At 40.4% G+C, this 13,476-nt stretch carries 14 protein-coding genes; 3 read left to right on the forward strand and 11 right to left on the reverse strand.

The annotated features are described in order from the left end of the window. Positions 1 to 100: 100 nt before the first annotated feature. The 5 genes from hemW to gpr form a co-directional block, all read right to left on the reverse strand. On the reverse strand, positions 101 to 1,237 hold the full coding sequence (gene hemW / locus O2Q26_RS03035; protein ID WP_289214499.1) for a radical SAM family heme chaperone HemW: 1,137 nt from the start codon (positions 1,235 to 1,237) through the stop codon (positions 101 to 103). Positions 1,238 to 1,300: 63 nt separating this feature from the next. After that, positions 1,301 to 3,115 (reverse strand): translation elongation factor 4, encoded by a 1,815-nt coding sequence (lepA, locus tag O2Q26_RS03040; protein ID WP_289214500.1) that lies wholly within the window; start codon positions 3,113 to 3,115, stop codon positions 1,301 to 1,303. A 95-nt stretch (positions 3,116 to 3,210) separates the two neighbouring features. Then, the gene (locus tag O2Q26_RS03045) at positions 3,211 to 3,459 is read right to left on the reverse strand and encodes a hypothetical protein (protein WP_289214501.1); all 249 of its coding nucleotides are present in this window, start codon (positions 3,457 to 3,459) and stop codon (positions 3,211 to 3,213) included. A gap of 12 nt (positions 3,460 to 3,471) precedes the next feature. After that, positions 3,472 to 4,632: a stage II sporulation protein P gene (gene spoIIP / locus O2Q26_RS03050; protein WP_289214502.1), complete on the reverse strand. Its 1,161-nt coding sequence runs from the start codon at positions 4,630 to 4,632 to the stop codon at positions 3,472 to 3,474. A gap of 80 nt (positions 4,633 to 4,712) precedes the next feature. Next, positions 4,713 to 5,810 carry a GPR endopeptidase gene (gene gpr / locus O2Q26_RS03055; protein WP_289214503.1) on the reverse strand — a complete coding sequence of 366 codons (1,098 nt, stop codon included), beginning with the start codon at positions 5,808 to 5,810 and terminating at the stop codon, positions 4,713 to 4,715. A gap of 154 nt (positions 5,811 to 5,964) precedes the next feature. Between gpr and rpsT the strand changes: the two genes are divergently transcribed. Continuing rightward, positions 5,965 to 6,225, forward strand: coding sequence for a 30S ribosomal protein S20 (rpsT, locus tag O2Q26_RS03060; RefSeq protein ID WP_253934356.1), 261 nt, complete (start codon positions 5,965 to 5,967; stop codon positions 6,223 to 6,225). 191 nt (positions 6,226 to 6,416) lie between these two features. On the opposite strand, the gene holA is transcribed toward rpsT, so the two are convergent. Beyond that, a complete protein-coding gene (gene holA, locus O2Q26_RS03065) occupies positions 6,417 to 7,427 on the reverse strand; it encodes a DNA polymerase III subunit delta (protein WP_289214504.1) in 1,011 nt (336 codons plus the stop codon). A 335-nt stretch (positions 7,428 to 7,762) separates the two neighbouring features. Here holA and O2Q26_RS03070 point away from each other — a divergent pair, with 335 nt between their 5' ends. Beyond that, a complete protein-coding gene (locus O2Q26_RS03070) occupies positions 7,763 to 7,897 on the forward strand; it encodes a YqzM family protein (protein WP_253934358.1) in 135 nt (44 codons plus the stop codon). Between the two features lie 41 nt (positions 7,898 to 7,938). Here O2Q26_RS03070 and O2Q26_RS03075 read toward each other — a convergent pair whose 3' ends face one another. From O2Q26_RS03075 to O2Q26_RS03085, 3 genes are all read right to left on the reverse strand, one after another. Then, positions 7,939 to 10,194, reverse strand: a complete 2,256-nt coding sequence (locus tag O2Q26_RS03075; protein ID WP_352232197.1) for a DNA internalization-related competence protein ComEC/Rec2 — start codon at positions 10,192 to 10,194, stop codon at positions 7,939 to 7,941. Next, entirely contained in the window at positions 10,184 to 10,768 is a 585-nt protein-coding gene (locus tag O2Q26_RS03080) for a ComE operon protein 2 (RefSeq protein WP_289214505.1), read from the reverse strand. Before O2Q26_RS03080 ends, O2Q26_RS03075 begins: the two co-directional genes overlap by 11 nt. Positions 10,769 to 10,836: 68 nt before the next feature. Beyond that, positions 10,837 to 11,448 (reverse strand): helix-hairpin-helix domain-containing protein, encoded by a 612-nt coding sequence (locus tag O2Q26_RS03085; protein WP_289214506.1) that lies wholly within the window; start codon positions 11,446 to 11,448, stop codon positions 10,837 to 10,839. A gap of 75 nt (positions 11,449 to 11,523) precedes the next feature. On the opposite strand from O2Q26_RS03085, the gene comER reads away from it, so the two are divergent. Next, positions 11,524 to 12,327, forward strand: a complete 804-nt coding sequence (gene comER, locus O2Q26_RS03090) for a late competence protein ComER (protein WP_289214507.1) — start codon at positions 11,524 to 11,526, stop codon at positions 12,325 to 12,327. A gap of 47 nt (positions 12,328 to 12,374) precedes the next feature. Here comER and O2Q26_RS03095 read toward each other — a convergent pair whose 3' ends face one another. Continuing rightward, entirely contained in the window at positions 12,375 to 13,118 is a 744-nt protein-coding gene (locus tag O2Q26_RS03095) for a class I SAM-dependent DNA methyltransferase (RefSeq protein ID WP_289214508.1), read from the reverse strand. Continuing rightward, on the reverse strand, positions 13,115 to 13,468 hold the full coding sequence (gene rsfS / locus O2Q26_RS03100) for a ribosome silencing factor (protein WP_289214509.1): 354 nt from the start codon (positions 13,466 to 13,468) through the stop codon (positions 13,115 to 13,117). Before rsfS ends, O2Q26_RS03095 begins: the two co-directional genes overlap by 4 nt. Positions 13,469 to 13,476: the final 8 nt, after the last annotated feature.

Below are 13,476 nucleotides of genomic sequence, written 5' to 3' on the forward strand. Positions count from 1 at the left end.
GATAATCACCTCTGTTAGCACTCGAATAAAGTGAGTGCTAAATCTAATAATAAATTATCAAAAGCGATAATGGATGTCAATGAATTTACTTTGATTTTTATTAATCCAACAAAAATTCCTGAAACACTTCATTACCCAGCAGCTTACCTTTCTCAGATAAAAGAATATGACGTTTCGACTCAAGGAGTAATCCTCGCTCTCTAAGTACGGGTATCGCTTGACCAAACACATCATGTATAGAGCGGCCAAACTTTCTTTCAAAGCGGTCCATAGAAACGCCCTCAGCCTTTCGCAAACCAAGAAACATTTCTTCCTCCATTTGTTCTTTAACCCCTACAGGTTCCTCGTGAAGAATCGGACGGCCATCAGCCATCGCTTGTTTGACATAAGCAGGCAGTGGACGAATGTTAATCGTTCGCTTTCCTGGTAGATAACCATGGGCCCCTGCACCTATTCCGAAATAATATTCATTATTCCAGTATGTCAAATTGTGCTGACTCTCATAACCAGGCTTAGCAAAATTACTGATTTCGTATTGTTTAACACCACGGCTGGCCAGTTTACTTTGCAGCATCTCATACATTTCCGCCTCCTCTTCCTCCGGAGGTTTGATAAGTTTTCCTTTATTATAACGCTGGTAAAACACGGTTTTCGGTTCAATTTGTAAAGAGTAGGAAGAGTAGTGTGGTAAATCAAACTGCATGGCTTCATCGATTGTACGTTCAAAATCACCTACTGATTGACCGGGAAGTGCATACATGAGATCGATGCTGACATTCGTCAACCCTTCTTGTATTAACCGATCTACGTTTGTATAAACATCTTTAACCTTATGAATTCTTCCGATTTTCTCTAACATGTCATCATCAAAAACTTGAACACCGAGGGATATACGATTAACACCGAAAGATTTCAGTAATTTTACTTTTTCTAAATCAAGGTCTCCAGGATTAGCTTCAAAAGTGTATTCTTTACACTGATCTATCATAAAATGGTTTTCGATCATGAGTAGCAGCCTATGCAGTTGTTCAGCTGTCAAAGCAGTCGGTGTTCCTCCACCAACAAAAATGGTTTGCACTACTGCCTTTTCATGAGGAATATACGTATGAATTTCTTTTTCTAAAGCTTCCAGGTACTCATCGGCCAATCTTTCATTATAAAAGAATTTGGTGAAGTCACAATAATGACATATTTGCTGACAAAACGGGATATGAATATATGCTGATGAAATGTTCATGCTGCTCAACCTTTCAAAAGGAAAACCGCAAGAAAAAGCTCCTGCGGTCTTTGCCTTAACGTATTAATCTTCGTCAATTTCTAATACAGACATAAATGCTTCTTGTGGAACTTCTACAGATCCTACCATCTTCATTCGTTTTTTACCTTCTTTTTGCTTCTCAAGCAATTTACGTTTACGGGAAATGTCACCACCATAACATTTAGAAAGCACGTTTTTCCTCATAGCTTTAATCGTAGTCCGCGCCACGATCTTATTCCCGATAGCAGCTTGAATAGGAACCTCGAATTGTTGTCTAGGAATAAGTTTTTTCAGCTTCTCAGCAATAACCTTCCCTCTGTCATACGCAAAATCACGATGAACTATAAATGATAATGCATCAATTGTATCCCCGTTAAGCAGAATATCCATCTTCACAAGATTAGAAGAGCGATACCCTACTAATTCATAGTCAAACGAAGCATACCCTTTAGTTTGAGACTTCAGCGAGTCAAAGAAGTCATAGACGATTTCAGAGAGTGGAATCTCATACACGATGTTTACTCGATTGTCATCGAGGTACTGCATGTCCATAAAGTTCCCACGTTTTCTCTGGCAAATTTCCATTACTGGCCCTACGTAATCATTCGGAACCATGATGGTCGCTTTAACAAAAGGCTCCTGCACTTCTTCGACTTTCTGATTGTCAGGCATCATAGAAGGGTTGTCGACGGTCATTTCACTTCCGTCCGTAAGTTTCACGCTGTAAATAACACTCGGCGCTGTTGTAATCAAGTCGATTTTATACTCGCGCTCTATCCGCTCCTGGATGATTTCCATGTGGAGCATGCCAAGAAATCCGCAGCGGAAACCAAACCCTAAAGCTTGTGAAGTTTCAGGCTCGTACTGCAGTGAAGAATCGTTGAGCTCCAGCCGCTCCAAAGCGTCTCGTAAGTCGTTATAATTACTGGCGTCAACAGGGTACAGACCACAAAACACCATAGGATTCATTTTTTTATAACCAGGTAATGGAGTTTCAGCTGGACGTTTCGCATGGGTAATCGTATCACCCACTCGAGTGTCACCAATATTTTTAATGGATGCTGTTAAATAGCCGACATCTCCTACGTTCAGTTCTTTTAAAGGTGTAGGGGTAGGTCTGAAAACACCCACTTCATTCACTTCGAATTCTTTTCCAGTAGCCATCATTTTGATTGTATCGCCTATTTTAACTGAACCTTCCCTTACGCAAGTATAGGCGACAACTCCTCGGTATGAATCATATAAAGAGTCGAATATTAATGCTTTTAAAGGATCATCCTTATTCCCGTCGGGAGCTGGGATATCAGAAACAATTCTTTCTAGAATTTCATCGATCCCGACACCTTCTTTAGCAGAAGCAAGTATAGCATCTGATGCATCTATCCCGATGACATCTTCAATTTCTTGCTTAACCCGCTCTGTATCTGCACCAGGCAAATCAATTTTATTAATGACTGGAATGATTTCCAAGTCGTTCTCTAATGCTAAATAAACGTTCGCCAATGTTTGAGCTTCAATACCTTGGGCAGCGTCCACCACAAGGATGGCTCCTTCACAAGCCGCAAGACTCCGAGACACTTCATATGTAAAATCGACGTGTCCAGGGGTATCAATTAAATGAAACGTATAATCCTGATTGTCATTAGCTTTATAATTAAGCTGGACAGCGTTCAACTTTATAGTGATCCCACGTTCTCGTTCTAAATCCATGGCATCTAAAAACTGTTCTTTCATCTCTCTTTGAGTCAGTGCATTCGTTTTTTCAAGGATCCGGTCGGCTAACGTCGATTTCCCATGATCAATATGGGCAATAATCGAAAAGTTACGAACTCTGTCCTGATTTGATCTTGTTGTCATCATATCACTCCTACTAATTTCGGCACAGCTATCTAGGATGATTATAGCAATAGCAGAGCTACGATTCAATCTTAAGTACAAGCAACGTTACATTATTAACCGCCGAAGAAGCCGGAAAGGAGTATTAAAATAAAATCGAACCCATGGCTTACCCCTTCTCCCAAACCGTAAGCAAACTTGGCAATCAAAGGCGCCTCCTCAGCATTCACTTCAGGGAGGCATGCCTCCTGATCGGAAACTTCCACTACTTTTTCTTCAACCGGAGTCGGAGTTTGGCTGATCCCATAAAGAGAACCTGAAACAAATAAGATCAAACCAATCATTGTAATAAATAAACCTTTCATTTTAGGTCTCCTTTATTCATCACTCGAAACTTTCTCAGCCTGCCAGTAATATTCGCTGAACACTTCGGCAATGACATCCGCAGTCAAATATGTTTCATCCAAATCGTTGTACACTCCCCCGAATTCAATGAGCACTGCATTTCCAGATAAATCTTGATTGTACTTTCCGTCGACACCACTACCTTGTTTCGTTAAGACACCTCGGCTCAAACCTGGATATGACTCTTCTAACAATTTATGAAGGTCTGTCGCTATCTTCAGGTTCTTTTCGTAATCGGGATGTTTAGCACCGACTACAAAAATCGTGCGGGCATAAGTTTTACCATTTATCTCTTTCGTAGTAATATCCCGTGGAACGTTGTCACGATGCAAGTCAAAAAGGTATTTTATCCGATCGTTTGAAGCCATCGCTTCCTGGACGACGCCTCTAGAGACATCATAGTAATCCACACTTTTTTCCAGGGCTGTCGTCGTTATATCCGTATGATCCACATGGGCACCAATTCCGTGACGTTCAAGAGCCTCTCCTAATCGATCCCCTACTTTGGTAATATTGACTTCATCGTGATAAGCATCCGTAGTTCCTTCGGGTAAATGCGGAAAATACGATTCCCTGTTATGCGTATGATAAATGAAAACTGAATTCTCTTTGATGGTTTTCCCTTCTCCCTCTGGGGCAGGTTCTTTTTCTGATTCGTTTGAGTCTCCATCGTCGACAGCTTCCCGATCCTCTAATACCACATCTAATGGAGGCTGTGATTCAAATGGCAGGTTCGTATAATCTGTTCCTTCTCCGGCAATTACAATTTCACTATTGTAAGCCGACAAACCGGGAATTTCTCTGCCAAGAAGACTTCGTAAGTCATGAGGTTTAATACTCGTGAATAATTGGAATGAAAGAGACGATAACCCTGGAAGTTTGGATTCATCAGGATGAGCTTGTTTAAATAATCGATTCTCCATTTCAAATAAATAGAGGAAAGAGCTTCCTTCGACCTGTGTAGTGAAATTCTGAATAGTAGTGGAATAAAGTTTATATGTAGATTTGGCTCCGGTAAGCAAGCCGATGCCAATAAAAAGCAGTAATAGAATAGCCATAGCACCTGCCGCAAATACAGACCACCTTTTAAATAGATTGGAATGTTTCTTCTTAAATTTCTGAATAGATCCCATCGTTCTATTCCCCCTAGTATGGACTCTAGTAAATCCTATGTGAGAAGGGATAATCATAGAACGCGGGATCTCATTTTATATTAAATTCTCGTATAAGAGGATGCTTCACCATCATCAATCGCATCATGAAGAGCACTGTTGATACCAGAGGCGATCACATAAGCCATGTCATTCACAAAAGAATCAACTTCCTTTGGAGTTACCATCAAATTATGACCAAGCGGGGTCAGCACCTCTTTGATCAATTGTTTCTTCTCTTCTAATCCTAATTGGCCAAGCATACCCAGCACGGCTTTTTTCTGCTCTTCATTAGGCATATCTTCTTCCGTCAGAGTTTTTCTTTCGAACGGATTCATTGAAGGGGAGAGGACTCCTGCAGGACGATCTTTATCCGCCCATTCTCTGCCAAAGTGCATAAGAATGTAGTCAATGCTGTCATTCGTAATTGTCACAGCATCGACAACTGTAGGTACGCCTATAGAAATCACAGGTATACCGTACGTTTCCTGACTGATTTCCTTTCTTTTATTACCTACTCCCGAGCCTGGATGGATACCGGTATCAGAAATTTGAATGGTTGCGTTAATCCTGTTTATTGATCTTGATGCAAGAGCGTCTACCGCAATTACGAAATCTGGTTTGGTTTCATGAATGATTCCATGGATCATGTCACTGGTTTCTATTCCTGTTACTCCCATTACTCCAGGGGAGACGGCTGAGACCGGCCGATAACCCTCGGCTACCGTGTCAGGCTGCAATTCGAACAAATGACTGGTGACTACGACCTCATTCATGACAAGCGGACCGATGGCGTCAGGGGTTACATTGTGGTTACCCAGACCGACGATCAAACACCTGTCCATCTTCTTTATACCGCAAAGTTCCATCACTCTTTTTAATTGATGGGATAAGCATGTGGCTAACCTAACCTGCATATTCGTGTCCTGCTTTCGAATAGCCAGGGATTCCAATGTAATATAGTGTCCTGCTTTCTTACCTATTCTTTCCGCCCCCTCTTCATCCACCTGAACATGAGTGAGGGTAATATCATCGATCGTTTCTTCACTTACTGAAACACCATCGTTTTTCTCGCTTTGTTTTTCTTCAGGGTGCACATTCATCTCTTGAGCTTCCAATGCTAAATCCGTACGAACTGAAAAATTGTCTTGATTGTTCATGGGTTTAATCCTCCTTATCCCATTATTTTTCCTTTGTTTTACCATCCTATTCAGTTCAAGATATAGAAACATGTTGAAAACAACGCGCTGCTTTGGTAAAATGTCTCTTGTTCGACATGAACGAGTTTGATGTTTTTACCTAGGAGGTGAAACAATGCCTAATATTAAATCAGCTAAAAAACGTGTACGTGTAAATAGCGAAGCTCGTGAACTGAACGCAGCATTCAAATCTGATATGCGTACGGCAGTTAAACGTGTGGATAAGCTAGCGTCTAACAATGAAGCGGATCAAGCGAAAGAAGCACTTTCCACAGCTATCAAGAAAATTGACAAAGCTGTTCAACGCGGTGCCCTTCACAAAAACAACGGGAACCGTACAAAGTCTCGCCTTTCAAAAAAAGTTAACGCTCTATAATTGCGATCAGTTTTTTATGACCAACACCTGCGATCCTTGTCAAAGGGTCGTATTTTATTGAACAAACAGGGCTGTCCACAATAGTCTATTTCTTAGACTTTTGGGACAGCCCTGTTTTCTTTATACAATGAGTCTGTTAAATTTCCATTCAGTTTCAAATTAACTCCCTTATAGGAGAGTTCTTTCTTACATTAGACTGAAGAAACTTCATGACGCTTTTTAATATGGATCAATTGATATAGAAGCATTTCGAAAGCAAGTACCTTGTCCATCCTTCCCTGCTTCATAACAAAATCAGTTTCCGCCAGCTCATTCATGATGCTGTTCAGCTCTTTCATCGAGAAAGCACGTTCCCTTTTCAAAGCCATTTTGATGACAAAGGGATGAGCTTTAACATATTCACGCATTTGATTTTGAGCGTAACCTTTTTGTTTAAGCACTTTCACCTGACTGATGATGCGAAACTGTGAAGCTAATAAAGCCACCAATGAAATCGGCTCCTCGTTCGCTTTCAATAAATCTTTAAATAAGGTTACTGCCCTTCCTAAATCTCTTTCCATAACGGCATCCACCATTTTCAGCCCAGAAGTTTCAGAGCTGTGTGACAATAACTCTTCAGCGAGCTCTCTTGTGACGACACCTCCCTCTTCCAAGTTCAGCGCAAGCTTTTCCATTTCCTGGCGCAGTGCCATAAGGTTCGTTCCTACTTCCTGTGCGAACAATTCGTGAATGGATTCGGGCACAGTAATATGTAAATCTTTAGCAATGGACTGAATCCATTTATCGATATCCCACTCTTTTACAGCTTGACACATTATTATTTCAGCATGTTTTTTCAGCTGCTTAAACACTTTCTTCCGTTCATCCACTTTCTCGTAAGGTGCGATGATGATTAGTTTGCTATAATCAGCGGGATTCTCTATATACTTGAGCAGTGCATCAACATCGTGTTCAAATGGCAGTGAATCAGGCTTGGCCTTAAGAAATACAGGATTGTAGACGATGACTACTTTATTATCTCCTAGAAATGGAAAGGTTTCTGCATCCGTTATGGCATCCTCAATCGGTGATTCTTCTAGATCATATTGCGAAATGTTAAATTCGCGGTCTTCAGGTGCCAGCGTCTTTTCAATTAATTTCTGCTTCTGCTCCTGTATTAAAAAACTCTCAGTTCCATATAATAAATAGATCGATTTGGCCACTTTGTCGCCTTCCTTTCCAGTAAAAAAAGTTGCGGTGGTGTCCCTTATAAAAGGAATTCGTGTTTTATTTTATTGCTGTTCAGCACTTCTGTCAAAATTCCACCACCGCAATAATCTATATAAACGCCACCTTCACAGCCCCGGGATGCCTAGAAAGTAAACGATGTTGTTTCCCTCATGTGTATAGTGTGACCTTTTAGAGCAGAAATATCTTTGACAACTTTATCTAGATGAGGCAATCTTATAGGCAGAAAAAGAATTTGTTCAATCTTTTCAGTTTGTGGATTTTTGATGATCAATCAATTATAATGAAAGTGGATATAGGAGGGGTAACAATGAATGAATTTAAAAAGGATATTCAATCTAAGACGAATGACGTAATTGACTCTGGATTAGGGTTTGTTTTTTCATTTGTTTTCTTCTTCGTCATTTTTGGTATAGGCGTATTATTTTCCATCATTGGACAATAGTACATATTGATTGAAATGGACTGCTTAGTAGCAGTCTTTTTTTATTTTCTTTTCGCATTATACGGTAAATGAGTCGAAAACGTTCCACTTTCTCCGCTGAATTTATATGTGACAGCTCCATGAGTATCCGTTCTGAGTATGGTAATGTTGTGATCTTCAAGTAAACTAACCACTTCTTCATGAGGGTGACCATAACGATTCTCTTTTCCTGCAGAGATCAGAGCAACCGACGGATTTAAACGACTCAGCCATTCTTTTGATGTCGACGTGTTGCTTCCATGATGCCCCACCTTTAACACTTCGCTTGATAACGAAGGATATCTTTCTAATATATCCTTCTCCACACTTTCAGAAATATCACCTGTAAACAACCAGGACATCCCGCCTAGTTCTACAAAAGCTATCAACGAATTTTCGTTTGGATCTGAATAGTCTTTACTGGGATGTAAAAATTGAAATGAAGTTTCTCCAAAGGTAAGACTTTGGCCCGCTTGAATCGTTTTTTCCCGCTCAATCTCTTTCTCATCATACGGATTTACAAAAACGTTTTTTACAACGAATGACTTTAATAACGCTTCCACACTGCCACTATGATCCTGATCTTTATGCGAAATGATTATTGCATCTAATTCCGATATACCCTTTGCTTTTAAAAAAGGAGAAATGACTTGTTCAGCTATTCGGTCTTCGTTTCCAGAAAAAAATGGAGGACCAGCGGCGTCAATCATGATAACTCCCCGACGATAAGGCAATTCAATGACAAAGGCATCTCCCTGTCCAACGTCCAGCATAGTTACATACCCTTCACTACTGAAATAAGGCTTCAATGAATAAGTGAATAGCAGCAGCACAAATAGCACTCCATAACTAAAGGCACGAGATAAACGGGCAAGAATCCAGTTCTTCATCATTAGTGTAAAAAAAATAAAACCCGCACATACCCAGACCCCTTCTATTTCTCCTACAACCCATTGAATGTTAAAGAAATCCGAATGATTCATGAGAAAGTCGAATATTGTGCTGTGCACCGAAACAAATATTTCAGATAATTCCACACCTAACAAAGGAAGGGATATAGATATAAGTACTAATAAGATTAGTATGGGTATAATCAGCAATGAAAAATAAGGCACCAGTATGAAGTTGGCGAGGAGGGATAAAGGATTGAATTGATAGAAGTGATGAAGCTGCAAAGTGAGGATGCATAATTGACTGATCAAACTGATTTCTACAGATACTATTAACGGATGCTTCTCCTTAAAAATCGAGGTGGATAAAATCAGAGCGAAAGTTACCAGAAATGAAAATTGGAAACCGAGATTATGGATGTAATGCGGTGAAGAAAGAAGAAGAACTAAAGCGACAAAAGATATAACATCAGTTATATTGACCCGAACCTTCATCTGAACCAAAAACAATATGACTACCGCCATTATAGACGATCGAAGAACTGAAGGTGCGGCACCGGCAATGAACGCATAGACAGGAATGATAACGAGCAGCAGCCATCTTGACTGTTCAAGGGTGGTCACACCTGAACGATATAAAAAAAAGAACATTCCCCCTATGAATAAACCTACGTGGAGACCCGAAATAGCCAATAAATGGGAGACGTTAAAATCCCTGAACCAGTCCACCGTCTCGGGAGGCAAAAGGGTAGTATCACCAAACACAAGTGCAGAAGCCCACATGAACGTTTGATCATTCATTGAACTCTCTACTCTCTGGATTAACTTTTGTCTAAGGTCATATGCAGTCTGAAGCACTGAGGATCCTTCACATATAATTTCATCAGAAGTACTTAGCGTAACCTCATAGAAAATGTTCTGATGCTCTAAATACTTCTGATAATCAAACTGTCCCGGATTCCTGGCTGACTCAGGTGCTTGATATTCACTGAACACTATACATGAAGCTCCCAATCTTAGCTCTGAGCGCAATTGGTCATACTCACTATCGGCTTCATCATTTTTGAAGTATTGTACAATCGCTTTTTGATGACTATCAGTTATTGAGAGGGTAGTTCGAAAATATGATGGGGTTTCTGTCAGTGGCGAGGATATAGTTCCTTCTAAATTGTTTGTTGGCGGGTAGGTCGGGCCAACTTGAGGAGTGAAAAGGAAAGTGCCGAAAATGAAGAAGGAAATTAAAATCCCTCTCCAAGTCCAGGCAGTAATAAGGTAATATAACCATGCTGTAAAAGATATTATAAAGAAGAATTGCATTTCTCTGTCGCTTATCGTAAACAACCCGCCCATGATCAACGCAAATACTATTAAGTGGAGGTTACCTCTCATAATTTTTTTGCAGCGGGACGTGAAAAAGATCGTTGGCCCGTTCTTTTAATACAGCCACCTTTTCCTCATCGATGTTGCTCTTTTCTAAATTTGATATCAGTTCATCCACTAAGCTGCCTTTCTCCAACAGTTCTTCTGCCGTTCCTAAGCTATGGTCAACCTTAATCATAGCAACTCCGGCATCTTCAAACAGTTGAATAGCATATGGATGGTTGCGGTAATCTTCACTGTAATACACAGCTTTAATTCCCGCCTGAATTATGGCTTTTGTGCAGTGTAAGCAAGGAAAATGAGTGACATATATTTCAGCCCCCTCTGTCGCTACACCGAATTTGGAACATTGAAGCAATGCATTCATCTCTGCATGGATCGTGCGTACACAATGACCATCTATGACATAACAGCCTTCATCGATACAGTGAACGCCTCCTGAGACGCTTCCGTTGTATCCACCTGCAATCATGCGTTTATCTCGTATAATAACGGCCCCTACAGCTAATCTTTCGCAAGTACTTCGTGTTTTCAATAAATAACTCTGAGCCATAAAATAATGGTCCCAAGAAATACGTTCCATAAAACTACCGCCCCCATCATTAATTTATAATTTAGTTTACTCTTAGAGAAAATCGACGTCAATCAACGCTACGGAACTTGTATTTTTTCTTTTATTTGTTCTAGCGTTTTTTCACCTATTCCTGAAACCTCCAGAAGGTCTTCTGCATTATTAAACCATCCATTTTCTTCCCGGTATTGAACAATGGCGTCCGCTTTTGAAGGTCCTATTCCTTGTAAGACTTGAATCTCTTCAGAGGTAGCTTGATTAATCCTGACAAGAGAATCTGACGGCTTAGAAGAACTGGAATATTCTTCCTCAACCAACTCTTCATCTGTCTCTACTCCGTTCTCTGACACTAAAATGACCATTTCATCTTGTACTTTAAGTGCGAGGTTGACGCTCGTCTCATCCGCTCTCTCTGTCATACCCCCTGCCATATTTATAGCATCATTCACTCTGGTGCCTTGATCCATCTCATATATTCCCGGATTTACGACTTCTCCTTTGACATCAACGACAACCCATCCTGACTTAACATCTTGGCCAGAAATTCCATCTGCTGTGGATTGCTCCTCCAACATTGGATCTGCTGAGGCTTCATCTACAATCATTGCCTCTTCTTCAGGGTTTACCCGCCACACAATTACAAAAAAGAGCACAACAATTAAAACCCAGCCATAACGTTTTAGTAATAGCAAAATAAGCCAATCTCCTTTCATAATTCATTTTTCAGTGAATAAAGTAATTAGGTAAACGATAAGGAGGAGATTTCCATGCGTTATGGAATCATAGGGACAGGTAATATGGGTAGTATGCTGATTCATGCGTTGATTTCCAGCGGAGGGGTTAATGAAGAACAAGTTACGATTTATAATCGTACGAAGGATAAAGCAGAAAAATTGCAGAAAGTTTTCAATGGCTTAACAGTTGTTGAAGATATTGCGGAGACTGCTGCTAACAGTGATATTGTTTTCATTTGTGTGAAACCCCATCACTATAAAGATGTCCTTCAAAACTTTGTGCCAACCCCCTCCCAATGCATAGTGTCAATCACTAGTCCCGTCTCTGTGCAGGAACTAGAGAAAGTACTGAACTGCCAAATCGTTCGTATCGTACCCTCAATCACGAATAGAGCCCACGCCGGGGTCAGTCTATTTACATTCGGGGAACGCGTTGCCCCCACCTATCGAGCCGAACTTTTAGACACTTTTTCAAAGTTCTCTAAACCGATTGAAGTGGATGAAGAGAATATTCGTGTGGCTTCTGATATTGTTTCTTGCGGTCCAGCTTTTATTGGCTTTCTGCTCCAAAATATGATTGAAGCTGCTCAAACCGTAGGAGGGATTTCTAAAGATCAAGGAACCCAATTGGTCGAAGAAATGATTATCGGACTTGGCACGCTTTTAGATAAAAAAATATTCAGCCTTCCGGAACTTATCGAAAAAGTTACGGTTAAAGGTGGAGTTACGGGAGAAGGGCTCGTGGCTCTGGAAGAAAATATAGATGATACGTTCATTAACATGTTTCAAGCGACTCATTATAAACATTATCGCGATAAATTATCCATTAATTTATAGTATTCGACACTGAGACGGATTTTCCTGCATGAAAAAAGGGAGCTATATTACAGCTCCCTCTCTTTCTTGCGGCATACAAAGAAAAGCCTGTCGCCTGTTTCATTCAGTTCATTAGAAAAATCACTCGTTATACTTTCAATATCAAAACCAGCTTTATTTAGAAGCTGCTTCAAGGTTTCTGTCGAATATCCTCGTTGAAAATGAGTTTCATCAAACCTAACATGGTGACCTTCGTTATTTTGGACGAAAAACGTCAGATCATGAACGAGGGAATATTCACTTTCACCAGGGTCACAGAACCAAATATAAGAAATTTCGTCGTACACTTCGGCAAAAGTTTGTCCATATAAATGCTGAACGATATGTTCAACTGAGTGTACGTCAAATAAAAACAGCCCATCCGCCTTCAGAGCATCATACGCACGTATAAAAACGTCCTCAAGCTTTTTTTCATCAGTTATATAATTCAGTACGTCACAAAATGAAAAAACGCAGTCAAAGCCATAGAGCCCATCTAATTGCGTGATATCCTGTCGAAGCCATTGAACGGTTTTCGCATTATCCTTTGAAGTAGCGACAGCAAGCATATCCTCAGACAGATCAACTCCTGTCATTTGATAATGACCCGCTAGACGGAGAGTGATTTCCCCGGTACCACAGCCAAGGTCAAGAATGCGATTTGTATCAGGGTGATAGGAATTAATGACTCTCTTCGTCCACGCCTCCCAATTCTCATAGGGTGCATCCTGCATGAGCCGGTCGTAGACTTCAGCTATTTGTTGATAACTCAACCTTCAATCCCCTCTAAGCTTACAGTAGAAGCATCTCCCCATAAGCGTTCTAAGTTATAATAATGACGCTCATCTTTATGGAATATGTGACAAACTACACCATTCAAATCTACAAGGATCCAGCGAGCTTTATCAAATCCTTCCATCCGTTTCACTTCGATTCCATTTTCTTCTGCCTGCGCTTTTACTTCTCTGGCAATAGCCTGAACTTGACGCTCATTAGACCCTTCACAAATTAAAAAGTAATCAGCTACTAATGAAACGTCAGCCATATCCAATACTATTATATCGTGTGCCCGCTTTTCATCGCATGCTTTAGCCGCGACGGTCACTAACTCTCTACTTTCCATATTATTCC

This window comes from Halobacillus campisalis (assembly GCF_030345335.1).
Lineage (GTDB): Bacteria > Bacillota > Bacilli > Bacillales > Halobacillaceae > Halobacillus_A > Halobacillus_A campisalis.

Bases quoted from the DNA above. Each gene is read 5' to 3' on its own strand.
- O2Q26_RS03080 (WP_289214505.1), bottom strand. From the start codon at position 10,768: ATGGAACGTATTTCTTGGGACCATTATTTTATGGCTCAGAGTTATTTA.
- rpsT (WP_253934356.1), top strand. From the start codon at position 5,965: ATGCCTAATATTAAATCAGCTAAAAAACGTGTACGTGTAAATAGCGAA.
- lepA (WP_289214500.1), bottom strand. From the start codon at position 3,115: ATGACAACAAGATCAAATCAGGACAGAGTTCGTAACTTTTCGATTATT.
- gpr (WP_289214503.1), bottom strand. From the start codon at position 5,810: ATGAACAATCAAGACAATTTTTCAGTTCGTACGGATTTAGCATTGGAA.
- hemW (WP_289214499.1), bottom strand. From the start codon at position 1,237: ATGAACATTTCATCAGCATATATTCATATCCCGTTTTGTCAGCAAATA.
- O2Q26_RS03045 (WP_289214501.1), bottom strand. From the start codon at position 3,459: ATGAAAGGTTTATTTATTACAATGATTGGTTTGATCTTATTTGTTTCA.
- comER (WP_289214507.1), top strand. From the start codon at position 11,524: ATGCGTTATGGAATCATAGGGACAGGTAATATGGGTAGTATGCTGATT.
- O2Q26_RS03070 (WP_253934358.1), top strand. From the start codon at position 7,763: ATGAATGAATTTAAAAAGGATATTCAATCTAAGACGAATGACGTAATT.
- rsfS (WP_289214509.1), bottom strand. From the start codon at position 13,468: ATGGAAAGTAGAGAGTTAGTGACCGTCGCGGCTAAAGCATGCGATGAA.
- spoIIP (WP_289214502.1), bottom strand. From the start codon at position 4,632: ATGGGATCTATTCAGAAATTTAAGAAGAAACATTCCAATCTATTTAAA.
- O2Q26_RS03075 (WP_352232197.1), bottom strand. From the start codon at position 10,194: ATGAGAGGTAACCTCCACTTAATAGTATTTGCGTTGATCATGGGCGGG.